The 24,658-nt window shown below is 73.0% G+C and carries 25 protein-coding genes; 15 read left to right on the top strand and 10 right to left on the bottom strand.

Translation table 11 applies throughout. The features are described from left to right. Positions 1-8: 8 nt before the first annotated feature. The 3 genes from xdhB to uraD all read right to left on the bottom strand — a co-directional run bounded on the left by xdhB (position 9) and on the right by uraD (position 5,951). Positions 9-2,453 (bottom strand): xanthine dehydrogenase molybdopterin binding subunit, encoded by a 2,445-nt coding sequence (xdhB, locus tag HL189_RS14185; RefSeq protein ID WP_369134352.1) that lies wholly within the window; start codon positions 2,451-2,453, stop codon positions 9-11. Further along, positions 2,450-3,925, bottom strand: coding sequence for a xanthine dehydrogenase small subunit (locus HL189_RS14180; RefSeq protein ID WP_369134351.1), 1,476 nt, complete (start codon positions 3,923-3,925; stop codon positions 2,450-2,452). Before HL189_RS14180 ends, xdhB begins: the two co-directional genes overlap by 4 nt. A gap of 88 nt (positions 3,926-4,013) precedes the next feature. Continuing rightward, entirely contained in the window at positions 4,014-5,951 is a 1,938-nt protein-coding gene (uraD, locus tag HL189_RS14175) for a 2-oxo-4-hydroxy-4-carboxy-5-ureidoimidazoline decarboxylase (protein ID WP_369134350.1), read from the bottom strand. Between the two features lie 205 nt (positions 5,952-6,156). Between uraD and HL189_RS14170 the strand changes: the two genes are divergently transcribed. Together HL189_RS14170 and HL189_RS14165 are read left to right on the top strand one after the other, a co-directional pair. Then, the gene (locus HL189_RS14170) at positions 6,157-6,399 is read left to right on the top strand and encodes a hypothetical protein (protein WP_369134349.1); all 243 of its coding nucleotides are present in this window, start codon (positions 6,157-6,159) and stop codon (positions 6,397-6,399) included. After that, the gene (locus HL189_RS14165; protein WP_369134348.1) at positions 6,389-6,805 is read left to right on the top strand and encodes a helix-turn-helix domain-containing protein; all 417 of its coding nucleotides are present in this window, start codon (positions 6,389-6,391) and stop codon (positions 6,803-6,805) included. The genes HL189_RS14170 and HL189_RS14165 overlap by 11 nt, the downstream gene beginning before the upstream one ends. A gap of 66 nt (positions 6,806-6,871) precedes the next feature. Here HL189_RS14165 and HL189_RS14160 read toward each other — a convergent pair whose 3' ends face one another. From HL189_RS14160 to HL189_RS14150, 3 genes are all read right to left on the bottom strand, one after another. Continuing rightward, positions 6,872-7,912 carry a zinc-dependent dehydrogenase gene (locus HL189_RS14160; protein WP_369134347.1) on the bottom strand — a complete coding sequence of 347 codons (1,041 nt, stop codon included), beginning with the start codon at positions 7,910-7,912 and terminating at the stop codon, positions 6,872-6,874. A gap of 94 nt (positions 7,913-8,006) precedes the next feature. Then, positions 8,007-8,441, bottom strand: a complete 435-nt coding sequence (locus HL189_RS14155) for a PTS sugar transporter subunit IIA (RefSeq protein ID WP_369134346.1) — start codon at positions 8,439-8,441, stop codon at positions 8,007-8,009. A 73-nt stretch (positions 8,442-8,514) separates the two neighbouring features. Beyond that, positions 8,515-10,005: a PTS mannitol transporter subunit IICB gene (locus HL189_RS14150; protein WP_369134345.1), complete on the bottom strand. Its 1,491-nt coding sequence runs from the start codon at positions 10,003-10,005 to the stop codon at positions 8,515-8,517. A 303-nt stretch (positions 10,006-10,308) separates the two neighbouring features. Between HL189_RS14150 and HL189_RS14145 the strand changes: the two genes are divergently transcribed. The 3 genes from HL189_RS14145 (at position 10,309) to HL189_RS14135 (ending at position 12,226) form a co-directional block, all read left to right on the top strand. After that, a complete protein-coding gene (locus HL189_RS14145; RefSeq protein ID WP_369134368.1) occupies positions 10,309-11,076 on the top strand; it encodes a DeoR/GlpR family DNA-binding transcription regulator in 768 nt (255 codons plus the stop codon). 122 nt (positions 11,077-11,198) lie between these two features. Next, the gene (locus HL189_RS14140; RefSeq protein ID WP_369134344.1) at positions 11,199-11,930 is read left to right on the top strand and encodes an AzlC family ABC transporter permease; all 732 of its coding nucleotides are present in this window, start codon (positions 11,199-11,201) and stop codon (positions 11,928-11,930) included. Next, the gene (locus HL189_RS14135; RefSeq protein ID WP_369134343.1) at positions 11,927-12,226 is read left to right on the top strand and encodes an AzlD domain-containing protein; all 300 of its coding nucleotides are present in this window, start codon (positions 11,927-11,929) and stop codon (positions 12,224-12,226) included. Before HL189_RS14140 ends, HL189_RS14135 begins: the two co-directional genes overlap by 4 nt. 19 nt (positions 12,227-12,245) lie before the next feature. On the opposite strand, the gene pntB is transcribed toward HL189_RS14135, so the two are convergent. Together pntB and HL189_RS14125 are read right to left on the bottom strand one after the other, a co-directional pair. After that, entirely contained in the window at positions 12,246-13,652 is a 1,407-nt protein-coding gene (gene pntB, locus HL189_RS14130) for a Re/Si-specific NAD(P)(+) transhydrogenase subunit beta (RefSeq protein WP_369134342.1), read from the bottom strand. Next, positions 13,649-15,184: a Re/Si-specific NAD(P)(+) transhydrogenase subunit alpha gene (locus tag HL189_RS14125; protein WP_369134367.1), complete on the bottom strand. Its 1,536-nt coding sequence runs from the start codon at positions 15,182-15,184 to the stop codon at positions 13,649-13,651. Before HL189_RS14125 ends, pntB begins: the two co-directional genes overlap by 4 nt. Before the next feature lie 197 nt (positions 15,185-15,381). On the opposite strand from HL189_RS14125, the gene HL189_RS14120 reads away from it, so the two are divergent. From HL189_RS14120 to HL189_RS14100, 5 genes are read left to right on the top strand one after another with little or no spacing between them, the layout of a single operon-like run. Beyond that, positions 15,382-15,861: a DUF2975 domain-containing protein gene (locus tag HL189_RS14120; protein ID WP_369134341.1), complete on the top strand. Its 480-nt coding sequence runs from the start codon at positions 15,382-15,384 to the stop codon at positions 15,859-15,861. Next, positions 15,861-16,109, top strand: a complete 249-nt coding sequence (locus HL189_RS14115; protein WP_369134340.1) for a helix-turn-helix domain-containing protein — start codon at positions 15,861-15,863, stop codon at positions 16,107-16,109. Before HL189_RS14120 ends, HL189_RS14115 begins: the two co-directional genes overlap by 1 nt. Then, positions 16,106-16,303 (top strand): hypothetical protein, encoded by a 198-nt coding sequence (locus tag HL189_RS14110; protein WP_369134339.1) that lies wholly within the window; start codon positions 16,106-16,108, stop codon positions 16,301-16,303. Before HL189_RS14115 ends, HL189_RS14110 begins: the two co-directional genes overlap by 4 nt. Further along, entirely contained in the window at positions 16,300-17,241 is a 942-nt protein-coding gene (locus HL189_RS14105) for an ABC transporter ATP-binding protein (protein ID WP_369134338.1), read from the top strand. Before HL189_RS14110 ends, HL189_RS14105 begins: the two co-directional genes overlap by 4 nt. Then, a complete protein-coding gene (locus HL189_RS14100; RefSeq protein WP_369134337.1) occupies positions 17,238-18,035 on the top strand; it encodes a hypothetical protein in 798 nt (265 codons plus the stop codon). The genes HL189_RS14105 and HL189_RS14100 overlap by 4 nt, the downstream gene beginning before the upstream one ends. A gap of 15 nt (positions 18,036-18,050) precedes the next feature. On the opposite strand, the gene HL189_RS14095 is transcribed toward HL189_RS14100, so the two are convergent. Then, the gene (locus HL189_RS14095) at positions 18,051-18,647 is read right to left on the bottom strand and encodes a LysE family translocator (RefSeq protein WP_369134336.1); all 597 of its coding nucleotides are present in this window, start codon (positions 18,645-18,647) and stop codon (positions 18,051-18,053) included. Positions 18,648-18,686: 39 nt separating this feature from the next. Here HL189_RS14095 and HL189_RS14090 point away from each other — a divergent pair, with 39 nt between their 5' ends. Continuing rightward, positions 18,687-19,547 (top strand): AraC family ligand binding domain-containing protein, encoded by an 861-nt coding sequence (locus tag HL189_RS14090; RefSeq protein WP_369134335.1) that lies wholly within the window; start codon positions 18,687-18,689, stop codon positions 19,545-19,547. A 19-nt stretch (positions 19,548-19,566) separates the two neighbouring features. Here the strand turns inward: HL189_RS14090 and HL189_RS14085 are convergent, their stop codons facing one another. Then, a complete protein-coding gene (locus HL189_RS14085; RefSeq protein WP_369134334.1) occupies positions 19,567-19,746 on the bottom strand; it encodes a hypothetical protein in 180 nt (59 codons plus the stop codon). Between the two features lie 801 nt (positions 19,747-20,547). Here HL189_RS14085 and HL189_RS14080 point away from each other — a divergent pair. The 4 genes from HL189_RS14080 (at position 20,548) to katG (ending at position 24,513) form a co-directional block, all read left to right on the top strand. Continuing rightward, positions 20,548-21,033: a CAP domain-containing protein gene (locus HL189_RS14080; protein WP_369134333.1), complete on the top strand. Its 486-nt coding sequence runs from the start codon at positions 20,548-20,550 to the stop codon at positions 21,031-21,033. Positions 21,034-21,273: 240 nt separating this feature from the next. After that, the gene (locus HL189_RS14075; RefSeq protein WP_369134332.1) at positions 21,274-21,702 is read left to right on the top strand and encodes an RICIN domain-containing protein; all 429 of its coding nucleotides are present in this window, start codon (positions 21,274-21,276) and stop codon (positions 21,700-21,702) included. 109 nt (positions 21,703-21,811) lie between these two features. Beyond that, a complete protein-coding gene (locus HL189_RS14070; RefSeq protein WP_369134331.1) occupies positions 21,812-22,285 on the top strand; it encodes a Fur family transcriptional regulator in 474 nt (157 codons plus the stop codon). Next, a complete protein-coding gene (gene katG, locus HL189_RS14065; RefSeq protein ID WP_369134330.1) occupies positions 22,282-24,513 on the top strand; it encodes a catalase/peroxidase HPI in 2,232 nt (743 codons plus the stop codon). Before HL189_RS14070 ends, katG begins: the two co-directional genes overlap by 4 nt. Positions 24,514-24,658 lie beyond the last annotated feature (145 nt).

Below are 24,658 nucleotides of genomic sequence, written 5' to 3'. Positions count from 1 at the left end.
CGGCCTCCTCACGTCTGGGTCAGCACGTGCTGGACGCGCTCGGAGTAGGGCTGCATCGCCGGGGCGTCGGCGCCCGGCTGGGCGGGGCGGACGCCGGGGGCGCCCTCGGCGACGTGCCCGCCCTCGGTGCCGCGGGCCCGCTGGACGGCCCAGAACACGGCCTCCGGTGTCGCCGGGGAGGCCAGGTCCACGCTCGTGCCGGCCGGCCCGAACGCGGCCGCCGCCTGGCGCAGCGCCTCGCGCACCGAGAACGCCAGCATGAGCGGCGGCTCGCCCACGGCCTTCGAGCCGTAGACGGCGCCCTCCTCGGTGGCGTTGGTCAGCAGCGTGACGTTGAAGGCCTCGGGCATCTCGGAAAAGCTTGGCAGCTTGTAGGTGCTTGCCGAGGCGGTGGCCAGCCGGCCGCGGGTGAGCCCCTCCCCCTCGTCCCAGCGCAGGTCCTCGAGGGTCAGCCAGCCGACGCCCTGCACGAAGCCGCCCTCGATCTGACCGAGGTCGACCAGCGGCGAGAGCGTGTCCCCGACGTCGTGCACGATGTCGACCCGGCGCACGGAGTACGCGCCGGTGTAGCCGTCGACCTCGACCTCGGCCGCCGCGACGCCGTAGGAGAAGTACTTGAACGGCTCCCCCCGCATCCGCGAGGAGTCCCAGTGCAGCCCCTCGGTGCGGTAGAAGCCGGCCGCCCACAGCTGCACGCGCTGGAAGTAGGCGAGCTTCACCAGCTCGTCCCAGGGGACGGTCTCGCTGGCGAAGGCGATGCCGCGCGCCTGGCCGTCCCCGAACCGCACGTCCGCCGGGGCGACGCCGAGCCGCTCCGCGGCGACCTGCGCCAGCCGCTCGCGGATCTGCTCGCAGGCGTTCTTGATCGCGGCGCCGTTGAGGTCGGCGCCCGAGCTCGCCGCCGTCGCCGAGGTGTTGGGGACCTTGTCGGTGCGGGTCGGGGCCAGCCGGACCCGCTCGAGCGGGACGCCCAGGGTGGTCGCGGCGACCTGGAGCATCTTGGTGTGCAGCCCTTGCCCCATCTCGGTGCCGCCGTGGTTGACCAGCACCGACCCGTCCTTGTACACGTGGACGAGGGCGCCGCCCTGGTTGAACGCCGTCAGGTTGAACGAGATCCCGAACTTCACCGGGGTGATCGCCAGGCCGCGCTTGGTGTCCGCGTGCGCGTCGTTGAAGGCGGCGACCTCCTCCGTGCGGGCGGCGAAGTCGCTGGAGTCCAGCACCTGCCGCCAGGCGACGGCGAGCCGCTCGGGATGCCGGACGGGCTGGCCGTAGGGCGTGGTCTGGCCGGCCGTGTAGAGGTTGCGGGAGCGCAGCGTGGCGGCGTCCTGACCGAGCAGCGGCGCGCAGCGGCCCAGGATGTCCTCGATCACCAGCATGCCCTGGGGGCCGCCGAACCCCCGGAACGCGGTCTGCGAGGTCTTGTTCGTCCTGGCGATCCGGCCGTTCACCCGGACGTCCGGGATCCAGTAGGCGTTGTCGATGTGGCACAGCGCCCGGGCCAGCACCGGCTCGGACAGGTCGAGGCTCCAGCCGCCGTCGGAGGTGAGGGTCGCGTCCAGCGCCTGGAGGTGGCCGGCCTCGTCGAAGCCGACCCGCCAGCGGGCGTGGAACCCGTGCCGCTTGCCGGTCATCGAGATGTCCTGGGACCGGTTCAGCCGCAGCCGGACCGGCCGGCCGGTCAGCGTGGCGCCGAGCGCGGCGATCGCGGCCAGGCCGTGGGGCTGCATCTCCTTGCCCCCGAACCCGCCGCCCATCCGCAGGCACTGGACCGTGACCTCGGAGTTGGTCAGCCCCAGCACGTGGGCGACGATCTCCTGGGTCTCCGACGGGTGCTGGGTGCTGCTCTGGACGAAGACCTGGCCGTTCTCGTCGACCTGGGCGAGGGCGCAGTGCGTCTCCAGGTAGAAGTGCTCCTGGCCGGCGAACTCGATCTCGCCGCTGAAGACGTGCGCCGCGCCGTCGAGGCCCGCCTCGACGTCCCCGCGCTCCAGGGTCGGCTGCCCGCCCTGGAAGCTCTGCGCGTCGATGGCCTCCCGGACGGTGATCAGCGAGGGCAGCGGTTCGAGGTCCACCTCGACCGCCGCGGCGCCGAGCCGAGCGGCCTCGAGGGTCTCGCCGAGCACCCAGCACACCGCGTGGCCGTAGAACATGACCTCGTCGGGGAACAGCGGCTCGTCGTGCTTCACCCCGGCGTCGTTGATCCCGGGGACGTCCGCCGCGGTGAGCACCCGGACCACTCCGGGCACCTGGAGGGCCGGCTCGGTCCGCAGCCCGGTGATCCGGGCGTGCGCGCGCAGCGCCTGCACCGGGTGGGCGTGCAGGAGGTCCTTGGTGCGGTACGCCAGGTCGTCGGTGTAGAGCGCCTCGCCCGTGACGTGCAGCGCGGCGCTCTCGTGCGGGACGGCCGTGCCGACGACGGGGTTGGCCGGTCGCTCGGAGAGCGCGCTCATGCTCCCACCTCCTGGGGGGCCCGGTTGCGGGCGTGGAACTTGATCAGAGCCTGGCCCAGCATGGCCGCGCGGTACGCGGCGCTGGCCCGGTGGTCGTCCAGCGGGGTCCCCTCGGTGGCCATCACCCGGGCCGCCTCGAGGACGGTCCCGTCGTCCCACGGACGGCCGGTCAGCGCCTCCTCGGTGGCCCGGGCGCGCACCGGCGTCGCGGCGACCCCGCCCAGCCCGATCCGCGCCCGGCGCACGACGCCGTCCTCGACGTCCAGCCCGAAGCCGACGGCGACGCTCGAGATGTCGTCGAACCGGCGCTTGGCGATCTTGTAGAAGCCGACCAGGCCGGGCTGCGGCAACGGGATCCGCACGGCGCGGATCAGCTCACCGGGTCGCCGCACGCTCGTCCGGTACCCGGTGAAGTACTCGGCCAGGAGCACCTCGCGCTCCCCGGCCGCGGAGGCGAGGACCACCGACGCGTCGAGGGCCAGCAGGGCGGGCGGGGTGTCCCCGATGGGCGAGCCGGTGCCGAGGTTGCCACCGAACGTGGCGCCGTTGCGGATCAGGCGGGACGCGAACTGCGGGAACAGCTCGCTCAGCAGCGGGACCCGCCCCTGCACCAGCTCCTCGACCTCGGTCAGGGTCAGCGCCGCCCCGATGTCGAGGACGTCGGACCCGGCGTCGAAGGTGCGCAGCTCGGGGAGCCGGTCGATGGCGACGACGAGCGCGGCGCGGGCGGCCCGCAGGTTGACGTCGACGCCCCAGTCGGTCGAGCCGGCCAGCAGCAGGGCCTCGGGCCGCGCGGCGAGCAGGTCCAGGGTCTCCGCGAGGCTGGTCGGCCGGACGAACTCGGCTCCGCCGCCGGCCAGCCGGGTGCCGGGCACCGCGGGCGGCGGCTGGTCACGCCGGGCGGCCAGCACGTCGTCGGCGGCCGGCCGGCCCAGGGCGTAGGCCGCGTCCCGGATGGGGCGGTAGCCGGTGCACCGGCACAGGTTGCCGCTGAGCGCGTGCAGGTCGAAGCCGTTCGGGCCGTGCAGGTGGTCCCCGTCGGACGGCGCTGACCCGTCGGACGACGGCGCGGGCTCCGGCAGCGGGGCACGGTCGGGCCGGTAGTACTCCGCGGCCATGCTGCACACGAACCCGGGTGTGCAGTACCCGCACTGCGAGCCGCCGCGGACGGCCATCTCCCGCTGGACGGGGTGCAGCGCCCGGGAGGTGCCCAGCCCCTCGGCCGTGACGAGCTCCTGGCCGTCGAGGGCGGCGATCGGCACCAGGCAGGCGTTGAGCGCGGTCCACTGCGTCGGGCTGGTCAGCCCGGGGCGCGCCACGAGGACCGAGCACGCGCCGCACTCCCCCTCGGCGCAGCCCTCCTTGGCCCCGAGCAGGCCGCTGCTGCGCAGCCAGTCGAGCGCCGTGGTGTGCGGGGCCACCCCGGAGAGGGGCAGCTCCCGACCGTTCACGGTGACCGTGGGCGACTGCATGTGTGTTGCTCCTGTCCGTCGTCGGGGTCGGTCGGCCGCTGCGCCGGGCAGCGGCCGACCGACGGGAGGGTGCCGGGGCACCCGGGGGTCAGAGCGCCGTCGACCCGAACCGCTGGGTGCGCGCGCTGTGGATCGGGTTGGCCCCGGCGACCAGGTCGTCGAACCGGTGACCGGCGATCTTGGCGATCTCGATGAGCGCGGCCGCGTGCTCCTGGGTGGCGGAGTTCTGCAGCCGGGCGTGGCCCTGGGCCAGGATGCGCTCCCGGCTCGGGGTGTCCCGGACGCAGACGATCAGCGGGAACCCGAACTTCTCCCGGTACTCCGTGGTCAGCTCGCGCAGCGCCTCGTGGTCCTCGTCGCTGAGCTGGGTCAGGCCCGCGGTGCGCTGGTCGAGGGCGGACTGCTCGCCGGCCGTCCCGTCGGCCACCGCGTCGCCACCCAGCGCCGGATAGGCGTTCATGAGCGCACGCTGTTCCTCCGGGCTCGTCGCGAACAGCGCCTCCTGCAGCGCCGTGCGCAGCGCGGTGCTGTCAGGGAACGGTCGCTGCGTGTAGGCATTCTGGACGACGGACGTCGGCCCCTGGAAGAGCTTGCCGAACGTGGCGGTGAACTCCTCGAGGCTCATCGCGTTGACGTCCTCCAGCCTGATCTGCCCCCGGCCCGGCGCCCCGCTCAGCGCGACTCCCCGGCCGCGCCCCAGGTGGTGGAAGACGGCGTTGAGGCCGATGGCGGTGATGCTGCCCAGGGTGATCCCGCTGCCGAAGATGATCTGGGCCCAGGCGGGCACCGCGTCGACCACCCCGGGCTGGGCGGTGACCAGCATGGCCAGGCCCAGGCTGGTCGCGACGATGACCACGTTGCGGTGGTCGTTGAAGTCGACCCGGGACAGGGTCTGGATGCCGACGACGGCCACCGTGGCGAACATGGCCAGCGCGGCACCACCGAGCACCGGGTGCGGGATGCCGGCCACCACGGCGCCGGCCTTGGGCACCAGGCCGACCAGGATCATGAACCCGCCGGCCGCGGCGACCACCCAGCGGCTGCGCACCTGGGTGAGCCGGACCAGACCGACGTTCTCCGCGAAGCAGGTGTACGGGAAGGAGTTGAAGACGCCGCCGATGGTGGTGGCCAGGCCGTCCGCCCGCAGCGCGGCCGCGATGTCCTTGCGCCCGATCCGCTTGTCGACGATCTCGCCGGTCGCGAAGACGTCGCCGGTGGTCTCCACCGCGGTGATCAGCATGACCACGATCATCGAGATGATCGCCGCGACGCTGAACTTCGGCCAGCCGAAGTAGAACGGCGTCGTCACGCCCACCCACGAGGAGTCCGCGACGGCGCTGAACGTGGCGTCGCCCAGCACCCAGGCCGTCAGGGTGCCCACGACCAGGCCGAGCAGGACGGCGACGGTCGCCATGAACCCGCGGAAGAACCGCTGGATCAGCACGATCAGGGCCAGCGTCCCCACCGCGTAGGCGAGGTTGCGCGCGTTCCCCGGCTCGGGGTGCGCCGCGCCGCCGACCGCGTCGGCCGCGGCGACCGGCAGCAGGGCGAGTCCGATGATCGTGATCACCGAGCCGGTGACCACCGGCGGGAAGAAGCGGATCAGCCGGCTGAAGTACGGCGCGATGAGGAAGGTGAACAGGCCGGCGACGATCACCGCGCCGTAGATCACCAGCAGCCCGTCGGTGCCGCCGCCGGCGGCCAGCCCGATGGCGATCATCGGGGAGACGGCGGTGAAGGTGACGCCCTGCAGCAGCGGCAGCCTGACGCCGATCTTCCAGAAGCCGACGGACTGGATGATCGAGGCGATGCCGCAGGTGAACAGGTCGGCGTTGATCAGGTGGATCAGCTCGCGGTCGGAGAGCCCGATGGCCCCGGCGAGCAGGATCGGCACGACGACGGCACCGGCGTAGAAGGCCAGCAGGTGCTGCACTCCGTAGAGCGCGAGCATGCCGGCGGGTGGGACCTCGTCGACGGGGTGCTTGCGGCGCACGCGGGGTGCCCGCGAGGGTGGTGCCTGGGACATGGCATTCCTCGTTGAGCCAGTCGGGACGGCTTCCGCCATGCGGAAAGGTCTTTCCGCAAGGGCAACGGTAGAGTGAGCTAGGTCACACGTCAACAGTTTGTTGATCTGCAGCGGAGGGCAACTGCCCGCACGCCGCGGGCGCGCACGACGCCCGTCCGGGACACCGCCGGTGCCGGGCGACGTAGGCAGGGCCTAACCTGCCGCCATGCGGCTGGCAGCGGAGTCCACCACCGAGCCCTTCGCCGGCGGGGGCGACACACCGGCGCACGCCACCGGGACCCTTCGGGTCGTCGAGGACGCCGGACCGCGGTGCGACTCCGGACCCTCGGGGACGTCGACCACCGGCCGGGGCGACACCCTGCTGCCGGTGCTCGAGCGCGTGCCGGCCACGGCGCTGACGCCCGGGGCTACTGGCAGCTCGCTCCAGGTCCAGCACGTTGACGGCTGATCCGGTGGCCGGGCGCGACCGGGTGGACCCCGCCCACCCCCTGCTCGTGGCCGTCGCGCCGCTGCTCGACCGGGTCGGGGCGGAGCTCGTCGCCCCGGAGCGGATCACCCCGTCCGACGTCCCGCTGGTGTGGGAGGGCGAGACCGTCGCCGGGGTCCGGCTCCCCGACCCGCCCGGAGAGACCCCCAGCGAGGCGGTGGGCGACCTGGGCCGGCTGCTGGCGGACCTCGCCACGGAGCTCGGCGCACCGCTGCGCGACCTGCCCCGACCGCAGAAGCAGCGCGCCGTCCGCCTGCTGGAGGAGCGCGGCGCCTTCACCTACCGCAAGTCGGCGGAGACGGTCGCGGAGGCGCTCAACGTCAGCCGGTTCACGGTCTACAACTACCTCAACCGCAACCGCGGGTGACCGTGCCGCCGACCGGCGGCTGACGGCGCGGCCGGACGGGGTGCCCGTCCGGCCGCGCCGTCGAGGTCATGGCTCGACGGTGACCTTGATGGCCTCGCCCTTGGCCACGATGTCGAAGGCCTCGAGGGCCCGGTCGAGCGGCAGCCGCGCGGTGATCAGGTCCTTGACCGGGACCTTGCCGGTGGAGATGTACTCCAGCGCGCGCTTGTTGTGCTCCGGCGCGGACCCGTTCGCGCCCATGATCATGAGCTCCCGGTAGTGCACCAGGTTCGAGTCGCACTGGATGTAGGGGTTGGTCTTCGGCAGACCACCGAAGAAGGAGATCCGCCCGCGGCGGGCCGCCATCCGGATCGCCTGCTCCTGGGCGACGTTGGCCGCCGTGGCGGTGATGACCACGTCGGCGCCCCGCCCGTCGGTGAGCTCCTTGACCCGCTCCACGACGTCGACCTCGCTGCCGTTGATCACCTCGTCGGGCTTCACCGCGTCGGCCGACATCTTCAGCCGCTCGGCGTTGACGTCGATGAGGAACACCCGGCTGGCGCCGTTGGCGCGGGCCAGCCGGATGTGGATGCAGCCGATCGGCCCGGCGCCGAACACCACGACGGTGTCCCCCTCCGCCACCGAGATCAGCTCCTGCGCGTTGATGGCGCAGGCGAAGGGCTCGGCCACCGACGCCTCGTCGAACCCGATGTTGTCCGGGATCCGGTTCAGCCCGTCGACCTTGAGCACCTGGCGCGGCACGATCAGGTACTCCGCGAACCCGCCCTCGTACTGGTAGCCCACCGACGTCTGGTTCTCGCAGACCGCCATCCAGCCGCGGCGGCACTCGTAGCACTCCCCGCAGGGCACGGCCGCGATCACCTGCGCGCGGTCACCGACCGACCAGCCGCTGACGTCCGCGCCGACCTCCACCACCTCGCCGGCTACCTCGTGGCCCATGATCCGGGGCGGGCTGATGTTCTGGTGGCCGTTGTTGAAGATCTTGACGTCGGTGCCGCAGGTGGAGCAGTTGCGCACCCGCAGCTTCACCTCGTCCGGACCGCAGGTGGGCTCGGGCACGTCCTCGATCCGGACGTCCTTCGGCGCGTAGAAGCGCAGGACCTTCATGAGCTGGGGTTCCTCCTCGTGGGAACTGCTGGGACGACCGCCCTCCAGGGCCCTCCGCCCGCGCGTGCGAGGCGTGGGGGGAAGGGTGGTCCTTCTACTCGTTGACGTCGTGGAGCAGCCGGTAGACCTCCTCGGCCGAGCCGGCGGCCAGCAGCTTGTCGACCTCGTCGCTGTCGGAGAAGACGATCGCGATCTTCCCGAGGATCTCCAGGTGCCCGTTCTCCACGCCGGCGACGCCGACCGCGAACCGCACCTCGTTGCCGTCCCAGTCGATCGGCTGGTCGTACCGCACCACCGACAGCGCCGAGCGGAGGATGGCGTCCTTGGCCTCGTTCGTGCCGTGCGGGATGGCCAGCGAGTTGCCCATGTAGGTGGACACCGACTTCTCGCGCTCGAACATCGCGTCCACGTAGGCGGGGCTGACCGCCCCGGCGTCGACGAGGAGCTGCCCGGCCTCGCGGATGGCCTCGTCCTTGCTGCGGGCGGTGCCCGGGACCTTGATCTGGGACAGGGTGAGGATGTCGCTCATGGAACTCCCTGGATGAGTGGAACGGCGGACGGCCGGCACCGGACCCGCCGGTGCCGGCCGACCGTGGGCCGGGTCAGTGCGTGGTCCCGGCACCCTGCGTGTTGGTCGACTTCAGCTGGTCGACGATGGCGTCGTACTGCGGGCTGTTCATGAAGTTGTCCACCGAGACGTGCTGCGCCGACGGGGACATCGACCGCGCCCGGGCCGTGAGGTCCTGGTGCGTCACGATGAGGTCGACGTCGTCGGTCAGGTTCGCGATCGCCACGTTCTTGACGTCCACGTCGGCGAAGCCGGCCTTCTTGATCTTGTTGCGCAGCACCGAGGCGCCCATCGCGCTCGACCCCATGCCGGCGTCGCAGGCGAAGACGATCCGCTGCACGGGCTTGGCGGCGGCGTCGTGGTGGTGCGCCACACCGGCGGCCTCCAGCTGGTCCTCCTCCGCCTCCTCCGTCGGGGACAGGACGCCGGACACCGAGCTCCGCTTGCCCTTCATGGCCTCCATCTCGGCCGTCGCCCCCGCGAGGTCGCCGCCCTTCTTGCGGCTGAGCTTCAGCAGCAGCGAGCAGACCACGAACGACGTCGCCGCCGCCAGGAGCACCGAGAGGATCACGCCGATGAAGCTGCCGCCGGGGGTCTGCGCGAGCACCGCGATGATCGAGCCGGGCGCGGCCGGTGCCCGCAGGCCCGCGTCGAACACGGCCAGGGTGCCGATGCCGACCATGCCGCCGGCGATCGCGCCGAGCAGCAGCACCGGCTTCATCAGCACGTAGGGGAAGTAGATCTCGTGGATCCCGCCGAAGAAGTGGATGATCGCGGCCGCCGGGGCGGTGCTGCGCGCCATCCCGCTGCCGAACAGCATGTAGGCGAGCAGCACCCCGAGGCCGGGACCGGGGTTGGCCTCGAGCAGGAACAGGATCGACTTGCCGGTCTCGGCGGACTGCTGGACGCCGAGCGGGGTCAGCACGCCGTGGTTGATCGCGTTGTTGAGGAACAGCACCTTTGCCGGCTCGATGATGATGCTCGCCAGCGGCAGCACGCTGTGGTCGACCAGCCAGTTCACGCCGTTGCCGAGCACCGTGGAGAGGGCCTCGACGACCGGGCCGAAGGCGAAGAAGCCGACGACGGCCAGCGCGGCGGAGGCGATGCCGGCGGAGAAGTTGTTCACCAGCATCTCGAAGCCGGGCTTGATCTTCCCGTCCCACAGCTTGTCCAGCTGCTTCATCACCCAGGCGGCCAGCGGCGCCATGATCAGCGCGCCGAGGAACATCGGCTGGTCGGTGCTGACGATCACGCCCATGGTCGCCACCACGGCGACCACGGCGCCGCGGACGCCGTAGACCATCCGGCCGCCCTGCGCCGCGATCAGCAGCGGGAGCATGTAGCGGATCATCGGGCCGACCAGGCCGACGTTGGGCTCACCCTCGGAATCGGTGCCGAAGCCGCCCAGCCCGGCGACCGGGGTCCAGCCCGACTCGATGAAGAACGCCGTGATGAACCCCCACGCGATGAACGCGGCGATGTTCGGCATGATCATCCCGGACAGGAAGGTGCCGAACTTCTGCACCCTGACCCTGGCTCCGGTCTGCCCCGCAGGTGCTGCAGCTGTGGACGCGCTCACTGGCTTTCCTCTTCCTGGCTCGGACGGCAACCGGATCGCCCGCTGCCCGGCAGGACGTGGGGCTCCGGGACGACGCGGGCGACCGCGGGGACGACGCCGGGCGAGAGCCCCGATCGAGGGACCCAGCGCCCGTTGCGTGACCAGCGTCACGTTCGGCGCTACTCTTGTCAAGACGTTCCCATGCGAATCAACACGAACACACGCGGTCGCAACAGAGCCGGGCGCACTCGGCCGGAAGAGGAGGGTCCGCTGTATCCGGAGGAACGCCAGCAGGCCATCGCGGTGCTGGTCACCCAGCGCGGGCGCCTCAGCGTGGCCGCGGTCGCCGAGCAGTTCGGGGTGACGACGGAGACCGTCCGACGGGACCTCGCCGTCCTGGAACGGGCCCGGATGCTGCGCCGCGTCCACGGCGGGGCGGTCCCGGTCGGCGCGCTCGCCCTGGTCGAGCTCGGCCTCGCCGAGCGGTCCGGGCGGCTGACCGACGAGAAGTCCGCGATCGCCAAGGCCGCGCTGGACCTCCTGCCCGGTGTCGACGGCAGCATCCTCCTCGACGGCGGCACCACCACCGCCGCCCTCGCCGACCTGCTGCCCGCCGACCGGCACCTGCTCGCCGTCACCAACGCCGTACCGATCGCGGCCCACCTGGCCAACTCCCCCGGCGTCGCCGTGCACCTCCTCGGTGGCCGGGTGCGCGGGGTCACGCAGTGCGCCGTGGGCGAGCCGGCGTTGCGGGAGCTCGCCGACCTCCGGGTCGACGTCGCCTTCCTCGGGACCAACGGGATCACCGCCGACCACGGGTTCACCACACCCGACGCCGCGGAGGCGTCGGTCAAGCGGGCGATGGCCCGGGCCGGTCAGCGGGTGGTCGTCCTCGCCGACTCCACCAAGCTCAACCGGGAGACGCTCGTCCGGTTCGCCGCGCCCGAGGACGTCGACGTGCTGGTGACCGACGACGGCGCCGACGAGGAGACGCTCGCCGCCCTGGAGGCCGCCGGCGTCGAGGTGGTCATCGCCTGACGCGCGCCGGCTCCCGGCTCCTTCCGGGAGCCCGGACGGCCACCGCCGCGCGGGAAGGGCACGGGAAGCCGGACCTCCTACCGTCCGACCGTGGGACGAGCACGAGCGGAGGAGACGGCGGCATGAGCGTCGAGGCGACCCTGCCCACGACCGGCGGGGTCTGGTCGTGGTCCCGGGCCGGCGGGGTGGCCGTGCGGGACATGGGACCCGTCGTCCTCGCGCTGGCCCCGCTGGGGCTGGTCGTGGGTCTCACGATCGCGCAGACCGGCACCGGCGCCCTGCTCGGCATCGCCGGAGCCCCGGCGATCTACGCCGGCACCGCGCACCTGAGCCTGCTCACGCTGCTGGCGTCCGGGGCCGGCGTGGGCACGGTGGTCGCCTCGGTGGCCGTGATCAACGCCCGGCTGGTGATGTACGCGGCCGTGCTCGAGCCGCACTTCCGCGGCCAGCCCCGCTGGTTCCGCTGGCTGGCCCCGCACTGGATCGTCGAGCAGACCTTCGTGCTGGTCACCGCCCGCGACGACCTGCGGGACGCCACCGGCTTCCGCCGCTACTGGACGACGCTGGGCGGCGCGCTGGCCCTCACCTGGACCGGCCTGGTCGCCCTCGGCGTGGTCGCCGGGCCGGTGCTCGCCGCCGCGGCGCCCGTCCTGGCCTTCGCCCCGGCCGCCGTCTTCCTGTCGATGCTGGTCCCCCGCGTCACCGACCGCCCGGGGCTGGTGGCGGCCGGCACGGCAGGGGTGGTCACCGGCGCGCTCACCGTCGGCGGCGCCCTGCCCGCCGGGACGCCGGTGCTGATCGGCGCGGCGGCCGGCATCGCGGCGGCCGTCCTCGTCCAGGGCAGGGCGTCGTGACCGCGCTCATCGCCTGCGCGGGCGCCGCCGCGGTGACCTGGCTGCTGCGGGTCCTGTTCATCACCGTCGTCCCGGCCGGGCACCTGCCGGGGCCGGTCCGGCGCGCGCTCCCCCACGTCGGCCCGGCCGTCCTGGCCGCGGTGATCGCCGCCGCGCTGGTCGGCGGCCCGGGCGGTGTGGACCCGGCCTTCCTCGCCGGAGCCGTCGTCACCGCCGCGGTGGCCTGGCGCCGGGGCAGCGTCGTGCTGGCGACCGCCTGCGGGCTGGGCACGGTCGCACTGCTCCACCTGCTCTGAGGTCCCACGTGCGCTGCGGTCAGAGCGCCTTGAGCACGTCCTCCACCCGCTCCCGGGCGTCCCCGAAGAGCATCCGGGTGTTCTCCTTGAAGAACAGCGGGTTCTGGACGCCGGCGTAGCCGGTGCTCATCGACCGCTTGAGGACGACGACGTGCTCGGCCTCCCACACGGTGAGGACCGGCATGCCGGCGATCGGGCTGGCGGGGTCCTCGGTGGCGGCGGGGTTGACCGTGTCGTTGGCGCCGATGACGAGCACGACCGAGGTCTTGGCGAAGTCGTCGTTGATCTCGTCCATCTCCAGGACGATGTCGTAGGGCACCTTGGCCTCGGCCAGCAGCACGTTCATGTGCCCCGGCAGCCGGCCGGCGACCGGGTGGATGCCGAAGCGCACCTGCACCCCGGCCTCGGTCAGCTTGCGGGTGAGCTCGGCGACCGGGCCCTGGGCGTGCGCCACCGCCATGCCGTAGCCCGGCGTGATGACCACCGACTCGGCGTCGCGGAGGAGGGCGGCCACCTCGTCGGCGGTGACCTCGGCGTACTCGCCGTCCTCGGTGGCGGCCACGCTGCCACCCTCGGTACCGAACCCACCGGCGATCACCGACAGGAACGACCGGTTCATCGCCTGGCACATCACGTAGGACAGGTAGGCGCCCGAGGAGCCGACCAGCGCGCCGGTGATGATCAGCAGGTCGTTGTCGAGCAGGAAGCCCGACGCCGCGGCGGCCCAGCCCGAGTAGCTGTTGAGCATCGAGACGACGACCGGCATGTCGCCGCCGCCGATCGAGGCGACCAGGTGCCAGCCCAGCGCCAGCGCCAGCACGGTGAGGGCGGCCAGCACCGGCAGGCTCGGCTCGACGACGAACACCACGGTCAGGACGGCGAAGGCGGCCACCGCGCCGAGGTTGAGCGCGTTGCGGCCGGGCAGCATGAGCGGGTTCGAGCGGATCCGCGCCGACAGCTTGAGGAAGGCCACGATCGAACCGGTGAAGGTGACCGCGCCGATGAAGACGCCGATCCCCACCTCCGCGGAGTGGATGCCGACCGGCAGGTCGAGCAGCTCCGCTTCGCCGGCCGGCGCGCCCTCGACCGCCAGGTAGCCGTTCCAGCCGACCAGGACCGCGGCCAGGCCGACGAAGCTGTGCAGCAGCGCGATGAGCTCGGGCATGCCGGTCATCGCGACCCGCCCGGCCCGCCAGAGGCCGATCGCCGCGCCCGCGCCCATGGCGGCGACGATCAGCGCGATCGCCACCGTCTCGAGGTCGCGGGCGGCGAGACCGACGGTGGCGGCGAGGGCGAGCGCCATGCCGGCCATGCCGAAGCGGTTGCCGGCCCGCGCCGTCTCGTGGCGGGACAGCCCGGCCAGGCTGAGCACGAACAGCAGTGCGGCGACGAGGTAGGCGGCCCCGGCCGCGGTGGTGGCGCTCATCGGGCGGACCGGGTGGGCGTGAACATGGCGAGCATGCGGCGGGTCACGGCGAAGCCGCCGAACACGTTGATGCTGGCCAGCAGGACCGCGACGACGGCCAGCACGGTCACGACGGTGCTCCCGTGCCCGACCTGCAGCAGCGCGCCGACGACGATGATCCCCGAGATGGCGTTGGTGACGCTCATCAGCGGGGTGTGCAGGGCGTGGTGCACGTGCCCGATGACGTAGAAGCCGACCACCACGGCGAGCGCGAAGACGGTGAGGTTGCCGACCAGCTGGCCGGGTGCGAACGCCGTCAGCAGGAAGAGCACCCCTGCCCCGAGCCCGACCAGCGCCGAGCGCCGCGCAGGGGTCATCCGCTCCCGCGCCGGGGCCCTGACCGGGGCCGGCGGTGGCTCCGCGACGGCGGGCGCCGCGGAGACCTGGACCGGCGGTGGCGGCCAGAGCGTCTCGCCGTCCCGGACCACGGTGATGGCGCGCTGCACGACGTCGTCCAGGTCGAGCACCAGCTGCCCGTCCCGGGCCGGGGTGAGCAGCTTCAGCAGGTTGAGCAGGTTCGTGCCGTACAGCTGGGAGGCCTGCGCCGGCAGCCGCCCGGCCAGGTCGGTGTAACCGATGATCGTGACGCCGTTGGCCGTGACGACGACCTGGTCGGGCACCGAGCCGGCGACGTTGCCCCCCTGCGCGGCGGCCATGTCCACGACGACGCTGCCCGGCCGCATGCTCGCGACCATCTCCTCCGTGATCAACCGGGGGGCCGGCCGGCCGGGGATCAGCGCCGTGGTGACGACGATGTCGACGTCGCGGGCCTGCTCGGCGTACAGCTCGGCAGCCCGCCGGGCGAAGTCCTCGGACACCTCCCGGGCGTAGCCGTCCGCGCTCACCTGCTGCTCGGCGGCCCGGACGGCGACGTACTCGCCGCCCACCGAGCGCACCTGCTCTGCCACCTCCGGCCGGACGTCGGTGGCCCGCACGATCGCACCCAGGCTGCTGGCCGCGCCGATGGCGGCGAGACCGGCGACGCCGGCGCCGCAGACGAGCACCTTCGCCGGCGGCACCTTCCCGGCCGCGGTGACCTGGCCGGTGAAGAACCGGCCGAAGGCGTGCGCCGCCTCGATGACCGCCCGGTAGCCGGCGATGTTCGCCATCGAGCTGAGCACGTCCATGCCCTGCGCCCGGGAGATGCGGGGCACGGCGTCCACCGCCAGCGCGGTGATCGGCCGGGTGGCCAGCCGGGCGACCAGCTCGGGGTCCAGCGCCGGGGCCAGCACGCTGATCAGCACCGCACCGTCCCGGAGCGCGTCGATCTCCCCGGGAGCCGGCTTGCCGACGTGCAGCACCACGTCGGCACCCCACGCCTCGGCCGCGTCGCCGACCCGAGCGCCCGCGGCCGCGTAGTCCTCGTCCCGCGCGCTGGCCGCGGCGCCCGCGCCGCGCTCGACGACGACCGCGTAGCCGAGGTCGATCAGGTGCACCACGGTCGCCGGTGTCGCGGCCACCCGTGTCTCCCCGGGGCGGGACTCTCTGGGCACTCCGATGAGCACGGCCACTCCTCCGGCTGGGATCCGTCGTGACCGTCTGTACCCGCTGGGACGCCGTCCCGTCCACCGCACCGCCGCCGCCCCTCACCCGCCGGCGGGGTGTGCGACCCGGCGACCGGCCGCGCGACTCGTCATCCGCACGAGCGTGTCCTATTGACTTTCGATAGGTAGCACGTGACAGTCGATCCATGTTGATCGCACATCGAGCGGTGGCTCCGCTCCGGGTCTTCCTCGTGCTCCTGTTCGCCCTCCTGGTCCTGTTCCAGGTCATGTCGCTGCCCGGTCAGTTCGCGTACATGGCCGAGCAGAACCCGGACATGGCGTACCTCCGGTGGCCGATGACCGCCCTCACCGTGTTCTGGGTGCTGTGCGTGCAGGCGGTGATCGTCTCCACCTGGAAGCTGCTCACCCTGGTCCGCGACGACCGCATCTTCAGCGAGGCGTCCATGGTGTGGGTGGACGCGATCGTGGCGGCCATCGCCGCCGCCTGGGTGACGCTCGGCGGGTTCTCCCTCTACGTCGCCTTCCACGCGGACGACCCCGGGCTCCCGCTGCTCCTGCTCCTCGTGGGCATGGGCCTGTCCGTGCTCGGGCTGCTGATGGTCGTCATGCGCGAGCTGCTGCGGCAGGCCACGACGCTCCGGACCGACATGGAAGCGGTCATCTGATGGCCATCGTCGTCCGCATCGACGTGGAGCTGGCCAGACGCAAGATGAGCGTCGGCGAGTTCGCCGACCGGGTCGGGCTCACGCCGGCGAACGTGGCGGTGCTGAAGAACGGCCGCGCCAAGGCCGTGCGGTTCAGCACCCTCGAGGCCATGTGCCGGGTCCTCGACTGCCAGCCCGGGGACCTCCTCGAGTGGGTCGACGACCCGAACGGCGCCGCGCACACCCCACGTCTGGAGGAGACCCCGTGAAGCACGTCCCGCTCGCCCTCGGCACCGCCCTGGCCGTCACCGTCGGCGTGCTCGCCGTCGTGTACGGCGAGTCCGACGATTCCCCCGGCCTCCAGGGTCTGGGCGTACTGCTCGTCCTCGGCGCGCTCTTCCTCGCCGTCCGGACCCTCCGGCGCGGCCGGTCGCAGGGCACTCCGCCGGGGGGACGCCGGTGATCGAGGTCCGCGGGCTGACCAAGCGCTACGGCGACGTCCTGGCCGTCGACGACCTGAGCTTCGACGTCGAGCCGGGGAAGGTCACCGGGTTCCTCGGGCCCAACGGAGCCGGCAAGTCCACGACGATGCGGATGGTGCTGGGCCTGGACCGGCCCACCTCGGGTGAGGTCCTGGTCAACGGACGGCCGTTCCCGACCGCGGCCGAGCCGCTGCGCGAGGTCGGCGCGCTGCTCGACCCGGGGTCCGTGCACCCGGGCCGCACCGGTCGCAACCACCTCCGCGTGGCGGCCCGGACCAACGGCATCCCGCTGCGTCGCGTGGAGGAGGTGATCGAGCTGGTCGGGCTCGGCCGCGCGGCCCGCCGCCGGATCAAGGGCTACTCGCTCGGCATGCGGCAGCGGCTGGGGATCGCCGCCGCGCTGCTGGCGGACCCGGCCGTGCTGCTGTTCGACGAGCCGGTCAACGGGCTGGACCTCGACGGCGTCCGCTGGATCCGCGGGCTGCTGCGCCAGCTCGCCGACGAGGGGCGCACGGTGCTGGTCTCCAGCCACCTGCTGAGCGAGATGGAGCAGACCGCCGACCGGCTGGTGGTCATCGGCCGCGGCCGGCTGATCGCCGACGCGACGACGGCGGAGATCCTCAGCGGGCTGGGGCACGGGCAGGTGCGGGTCCGCAGCTCGGAGTCCGAGGCGCTGCTGGCCCGGCTGCGGGAGCGCGGCCTCCCGGTCGCCCGGATCGACGCGGACGAGCTGCAGGTCGAGGACGCCACCGCGGAACTGGTGGGCGACCTGGCCAACGCCGCGCACATCCCGCTGCGCCACCTGTCCGAGGTGGCCCAGTCGCTGGAGGACGCCTACCTGGCGCTGACCGGCACGAGCGTGGAGTACCACGGGGGCCGGGACGAACCGGTCCTGACGACCACGGAGGGAGCACGGTGACGGCACTGGCCACACCGGTCCGCGGGACCGACGTCCCGTCCTGGCGGGTGTTCGCGCGCACCTGCGCGGCCGAGTGGACCCGGCTCTGGACGGTGCGGACCACCGGGCTCTTCCTGGCGGCGGCCGCCGTGGTCATGGTGGGGATCGGCACCGCCGCCGGGTTCGACGCGGCCACCGACCCGGCGCCTCCGCACGGCGACCCGGCCTGGGCGATCGTGCCCGTCACCGCCATGCCGGCGCAGTTCGCCCTGCTGGCGCTCGCCCTCATCGCCGTCACGTCGGACTACGCGACCGGCGGGATCGTGCCGACCCTGCAGTGGACGCCGCGCCGCACCGTCCTCCTGCTCGCCCGGCTGGTCGTGACGGTGGCCACCGCCACGACCCTCGGCGTGCTGCTGGGCCTCGGCTCGGCCCTCGCGGCCCACACCGCGGCCCGCCCGAGCCTCACGCTGCCGCTCGACGCGGGTCTGGACGTGCTGGGCACCATCGCACTCGTCTTCGCGGCCGGCACCGCCCTGGCGGTCGGTCTCGGCTTCGTGCTGCGGAACACGGCCGGCGCCCTGGTCACCGTGTTCCTGCTGATGCTGCTGCTCCCGCTGCTGCTGCCGCAGTTCGGCTACGAGTGGATGGCCGAGCTCGCCCAGCTCCTGCCCGGGACGGGCGCGGCGTTCCTCCTGCTCGGCGAGGTGCCGGGGATGACCCGGACGTCGTCGGTGACGACGCTGCTCGTCTGGGCCGGCGGCGTGCTCCTGATCGGCTGGCTGCGCCTGCTGCGGGACGACGCGAACCGGTGACCGCCCGCGGCTCTCTCACGTCGGGACCACCAGCGCGACCGAGGCCACCAGGGCCGCGGCCAGGGTCAGGTGCACGACGCGGGAGAGCCGCGGTCGCCGAAGCAGCGCGGCGAACGGGATGCCGGCGGCCAGCCAGGCCGCGTGCACGACCACGATCACGCCCGTCAGCAGCGCGATCGTCCCGACGGCGTCCGTGGTCGGGTCCCCGGCGCGTGGCGAGCCGGCGTAGACCGCGGCGATCGCCACCCAGGCCTTCGGGTTGCCGGCCCCCAGCAGCGCACCGGCGCCGAGGGTCGGTGGCGGTGCCGTCGTCCTCCGGTCCGTCAGCGGCGGGGCCGTGGCGATGCGGTACGCCAGCCAGAGCACGTAGGCCGCCGAGACGGCCAGCAGCACCGGGCCGGCACCCGGCACGGTCAGGAGGACGCCGGTCACCCCGGTCGCCACCCCGACCAGCACCGCCGTCGTCCCGGCGACCAGGCCCACCGCGTACCGGAGCGCGGGACGGGTCCCGAACGCCGCGACGGCGGCGACGAGGCTGACGGTCGAGGGACCGGGACTGCCCATCACCGCCAGCGCGGTCACCAGCAGCGGACCCGTCGCGTCCCAGGTCATCGCGACACCCGCGCCGGGCTCCCCCGGTAGCGTCCCTGCATGTCCACCGAGGGAACCGGGACGGACGCCGACGGTCTTGCACGATCGTGCGACGCCGACCCCAGCTGGATGCGCTTCGGCCCGGCGGCACCCGGCCTCGAACGGGCCGAGGTCCGCCTGCGGGACTGCGCGTTCGAGCCGCACCGCCACGACGTCTACGCGATCGGCGTGACCACCTCCGGTGTGCAGACCTTCACCTACCGGGGCGAGCGCCGCGTGTGCCTGCCCGGGCAGGTGCACGTCCTCCACCCGGACGAGACCCACGACGGCGCACAGGGCACCGACGAGGGGTTCGGCTACCGCATCCTCTACATCGCCCCAGAACTCGTCCGCGACGCCCTCGGTCGGCGACCCCTGCCCTTCGTCCCCGATCCGGTGCAGGACCCCTCCCTCACGACCGGCATCGTCGCCACCCTGCTCGCGGACATCGACGAGCCGGTCGACGACCTCGCCGCCGCCTCGCTCACCGCTGCGGTGGCGGACTGCCTGCTGGCGCTGAGCGGCGCAGCCGCGCCCCGGCAGGCCCCGATCGACGTGGCGGCGGTGGAGGCCGTCCGGCGGCACCTCGCGGAGCGGGCCCCGGAGCACACGTCGGCCGCGACCCTCGAGGCGATCGCCGGCTGCGACCGCTGGACCCTCGCGCGCCAGTTCCGTCGCACCTACGGCACCAGCCCGGACCGGTACCGCGTGCAGCGGCGGCTCGCGCTGGCCCGCGCTGCCATCGCCGGTGGCGCGTCGCTCGCCCGCGCGGCCGCCGACGCCGGCTTCGCCGACCAGAGCCACCTGACCCGCCACTTCCGGCGCACGTACGGGTTCACCCCCGCCCGGTGGCGCGACCTCCAGGCCCCGGCCGTCGGCTGACCGGGCCGTCGCGACCGGGTCAGAGGATGCGCACGTCGACCTGCACGTCCTCGTGGGCGGCGTGGGTCGTGGCCACGACCAGGTCGACGGCCATCTCCTGGACGTCCTCGACGCTCGCCGCCTCGGTGGTGCCGACGCCGTCCACGTCGATCACCCAGTGGTCGCCCTCGCAGATCGCGGTCGCGGTGTACCCGACCATCGCCCCTCCTCCGTCGAGACACCCAGTCTGACGCCCGGAACGCCCCAGGGGCCGCACGCGGGAGGCCCGGCGTCAGACCGTCGGCGGCCGGCCCGGCACCCGCCCGGCGCGCACAATGGTCGAGGGAAATGCTCGGTCCACGCCACCCGCGCCGACTCCGACACACTTCGCGAATGGCCGGAGAACTGGGTCCCGGGGTCGTGTGACGGGCGGAACAGCCGCGACGTCCAGCACGGAGGCGCAGGTCACAAGCGCGTCGTGGCACGTGAGCACTCACACAGACTAATCTCGAGAATTACCATCCCCGTGGCCATGATCACAAGGTCCCCGCGGTTCTCGACCATTGCCGAGGATTAGTGTCGGGTGCAGAACGAAACCATTTCTCACCTCGGGAGCCTGCTGTGACCTCGATCGCCTCGTACCGCGCCGCCATGGCCCGTCACCTCCGGGACGTCCGCGCCACCCGGGACCACGACGCGGCCCACCTCGGCCGGCCGGTCACCGACCCGGTGCTGCTGTCCAGCCGGGACTGACCCGGCCGGGAGGGCGTCCACGACACGTGTGGGCGTCCCGCCGCGCAGACCACCGACGAGGAGCCTGTGCGCCGCCGTGCCACGGCGGCGCACAGGCTCCTCGTCCGCTCGTGCCCCGCGGGCCCGTGGCCGACGCGCCGTCGCGCAGCCGGCTGCCTCCGGCTGCCGCTGGGCGAGGGTGTTCCGGGAGGGAGAGCTGGTCGTGCCGCGGGCTCGCGGTGCTCACGTCGGAGGTTGCGGTGGACGGGGCACGCTCTGCCGGTGTGCGGTGACGACGTCGGCCGACGCGTGGCCGTTATCCGGCCAGCTGGGTCTGCAGCTGGACGCCAGCGAGCAGTGGGTGGCGGACAACATCAACGCCTACCGCGCCCAGTACGGGCTGGCGCCGCTCACCATCTCCGAGCAGCTGCGCCGGCCGACCATGTGGGGCTCGCTCGACTCCGCCACCCGCACCGACGGCGCCTCCCCCGTCGACCACACCCACTCACGCGGCATGGGCATCGCCCAGCGCGCGGACTTGTGCGGCGGCCACACCGGGCTGATCGGGGAGATCGAGTACGGGGGTGAAGGCGGCACCGCCGACAACCCCTGCTACTACGGCTCGGGTCCCGCCGCGCTGGAGGCGTGGAAGAACTCTCCGCCGCACAACGCGCTGATGCTCCGTGGGGACTTCACAACCTTCGGCGTCGGGTTCGCCTACCTGGGCGTCAACGCCGAGTCGGGCTCCTGGACGGTGATGTTCGGTGACCACTGACAGCACGCGAGCGGCCGAGCCGCGACCCGGTCGAGACCCCCGAGAGAGGTCGTCATGTTCCGTTCGCGCCGCCGCAGGACCGTCCTGACCGCCGTGGCCGCCGCCGGCCTGATGCTCGTGAGGGCTGCGGCCGCGTCCGCCGCGCCTCCCGAGATCCTCTCCGGCGACCACCACCTGATCACCGGCGGGTCGTCCGCGCGCCATCGACGTCGAGTCCTCCTCCACCGCTGACGACCCCCGGTGGTGCAGCGTGCGGTCGACCTGGAGAGCACGAGCCAGGCCTGGCGGGCCCTGCTGCAGCCGGACGGCTACGAGCTCCGCAACGCCAACAGCGACAAGTGCCTGACCGTCGCCGAGGACAGCGAGGCCGCCGGCACCCTGCTCGTGCAGCGGGACTGCGACGGCTCGACCGGTCAGTTGTGGCGGGTGCACGCCGGGGACGTCGACCCCACGGCCGGCTCCGAGTCGGTCCTCACCGGTGAGTTCATCGACGTCCCCGGCAACACCCAGGACGAGAACACCAGGCTCGGACTCCAGCCGGGCAACGCGGACCGCGTCGCCCCCGGCGCGAGCCAGTCCTTCCACACGGTCCGTGTCGACATCCAGCAGCAACCGGGGCCACCGCGACGCCGGTTGATGCCCCGACCGCGCCACGGAGCCTCGACGTGATGCCGCTGATCGGCGGGCGCCACGCACGGCATCGGCCCCGGGCCGAGGTCGTCGCCGCCGTGCCAGGCCGGATGTTGACTGGCTCCAGGAAGGCCGTGACGATGAGGCCGTGCCGGACGTCGCACAGCTCGAGCGGGCGCTGCGCGCGGCGGGTCTGCGGGTCACCCGCCCGCGCCTGGCGGTGTTGAACGCGGTCCACGAGCACCCGCACGTCGACACCGAGGCGCTGATCGGCGCCGCCCGCGCCAGCCTGGGCGCGTTGTCCCACCAGGCGGTGTACGACGTGCTGCGGATACTCACCGACAAGGGGCTGATCCGGCGCATCCAGCCGCAGGGCTCCGTCGCGCGCTACGAGGCGCGGGTCGGGGACAACCACCACCACCTGGTGTGCCGGTCATGTGGCGCCATCAGCGACGTCGACTGCGCCGTTGGGGAGGCACCCTGCCTCATCCCCTCCGCCGACGCGGGCTTCCTCGTCGACGAGGCCGAGGTCATCTACTGGGGCCGGTGCCGGTCCTGCGCGACGGACCTGGCCAGCCTTCCGACCACCGACCGATCCGCAGCACAGAGAGGCACCCCGTGAGCGAGTACGACAAGACCGAGGCCGGCAAGGCCCGGACCGAGAGCACCAGCGAGAGCGAGAACCCGGCGATCCCCTCGCCGACCGCGGTCACCGACCAGCGGCCGCACACCAACCGCGACTGGTGGCCGAACCAGGTCGACCTGACGGTGCTCAACAAGCCCTCGAAGGACTCCGACCCGCTGGGCGAGGACTTCGACTACCGGGCCGAGTTCGCGAAGCTCGACGTCGAGGAGCTCAAGCGCGACCTCGTCCAGGTCATGCGCACCTCGCAGGACTGGTGGCCGGCCGACTGGGGCCACTACGGCCCGCTGTTCATCCGGATGTCCTGGCACGCGGCCGGCACGTACCGCATCGCCGACGGCCGCGGCAGCGGCGCCACCGGCGCGCAGCGCTTCGCCCCGCTGAACAGCTGGCCGGACAACGCCAACCTGGACAAGGCCCGCCGCTTGCTGCTGCCGATCAAGCAGAAGTACGGCCGCAAGCTCTCCTGGGCCGACCTGCTCCTGCTGGCCGGCAACGTCGCGCACGACGACATGGGCCTGAAGACCTTCGGGTTCGCCTTCGGCCGCGAAGACGCCTGGCAGCCCGAGGAGATCTTCTGGGGTCCGGAGGACACCTGGCTCGGTGACGAGCGCTACGGCGGGGACGTCCCGCTCGACCTCGACGAGGGCCACCTCGCGGCGGTCACCATGGGCCTGATCTACGTCAACCCGGAGGGCCCGCAGGGCCGGCCCGACCCGCTCGCATCCGCCCACGACATCCGGGTGACCTTCAGCCGGATGGGGATGACCGACGAGGAGACCGTCGCGCTCATCGCCGGCGGGCACACGTTCGGCAAGACGCACGGAGCAGGGAACCCTGAGCTCGTCGGGCCGGAGCCGGAGGGGTGCCCGGTGCACGGCAACGGCCTGGGCTGGATCAGCCAGCACGGCACCGGCAAGGGCGCCGACACCATCACCAGCGGCCTCGAGGGCGCCTGGACGCCGACGCCGACGACATGGGACAACACCTACTTCCAGATGCTGTTCAGCTACGAGTGGGAGCTGACCGAGAGCCCCGCCGGGGCCAAGCAGTGGAAGCCGAAGAACCCGGAGGCGCAGGAGCTCGTCCCCGATGCGCACATCGAGGGCAAGAAGAACCCGCCGATGATGGCGACCACGGACGTCGCGCTCCTGGCCGACCCCGGGTTTCGGGAGATCTCGGAGCGGTTCTACGCCGACCCCGACCACTTCGCCGACCAGTACGCCCGGGCGTGGTTCAAGCTCCTGCACCGGGACATGGGTCCGCGCAGCCGCTATGTCGGCCCGGACGTGCCGAGCGAAGAGCTCATCTGGCAGGACCCGGTCCCGGCCGTCGACCACGAGCTGGTCGGCGAGGCCGAGGTCGTCGACCTCAAGCAGCGGCTGCTCTCCTCCGGCCTGAGCGTCGCGCAGCTGGTGCACACGGCCTGGTCGGCCGCGGCGTCGTTCCGCGGCACCGACAAGCGTGGCGGGGCCAACGGCGCCCGGCTGCGCCTCGAGCCGCAGGTCGGCTGGGCGGTCAACGCCGGCGTCCAGGACGTCCTGCCGGTGCTCGAGCGGGTGCAGGGCGAGTTCGAGTCGCAGACCGGCAAGCGGGTCTCGCTGGCCGACCTCATCGTGCTCGGCGGCTCGGCGGCGGTGGAGAAGGCCGCGGCCGACGCCGGCGTCCAGGTGACCGTGCCGTTCACACCCGGCCGCACCGACGCCTCGCAGGAGCAGACCGACGTCGACAACTTCCGCTGGCTGGAGCCGCGGGCCGACGGCTTCCGCAACTGGATCGCGCCGGGCAGCAAGCTGGCCCCCGAGACGCTGCTGATCGACCGCGCCTACATGCTCGAGCTGACCGCGAAGGAGATGACGGTCCTGCTCGGCGGGCTCCGCGTGCTCGGCGCGAACACCGGCGGCGTGACGCACGGGGTCTTCACCGACCGGCCCGGCGTGCTCTCGCAGGACTTCTTCCGCAACCTGCTCGACCTGGGCATCTCGTGGCGCACCTCGGCAGAGGCCGAGGGGGTCTACGAGGGCCTGGACGCCGACGGCACGGTCGTGCGCACGGCGACCGCGGTGGACCTGGTCCTCAACTCGCACTCCATCCTGCGCGGCATCGTCGAGGTCTACTCGGCCGACGACGCCCAGGAGAGGTTCGTGCAGGACTTCGTCGCCGCCTGGGTGAAGGTCATGGAGCTCGACCGCTTCGACCTGCGGTAGGCACCACGTGTCCGGACGCCCCGGCCCGCATCGCGCGGGCCGGGGCAGCCGAGCGATGCGGCGGGGTGTCTCCTGCGACCCACGCAGGGCAGCTGACTGACGCCGTCCCGGGTCACTCGGTCCCGGGTAGCCGTACTCCTCGTCG

The sequence above is a fragment of the Modestobacter sp. I12A-02662 genome, assembly GCF_041028325.1.
GTDB lineage: Bacteria > Actinomycetota > Actinomycetes > Mycobacteriales > Geodermatophilaceae > Modestobacter.
Note: the sequence above shows the minus strand (reverse complement) of the source record. Positions and strands in the feature narration are given on the sequence as shown.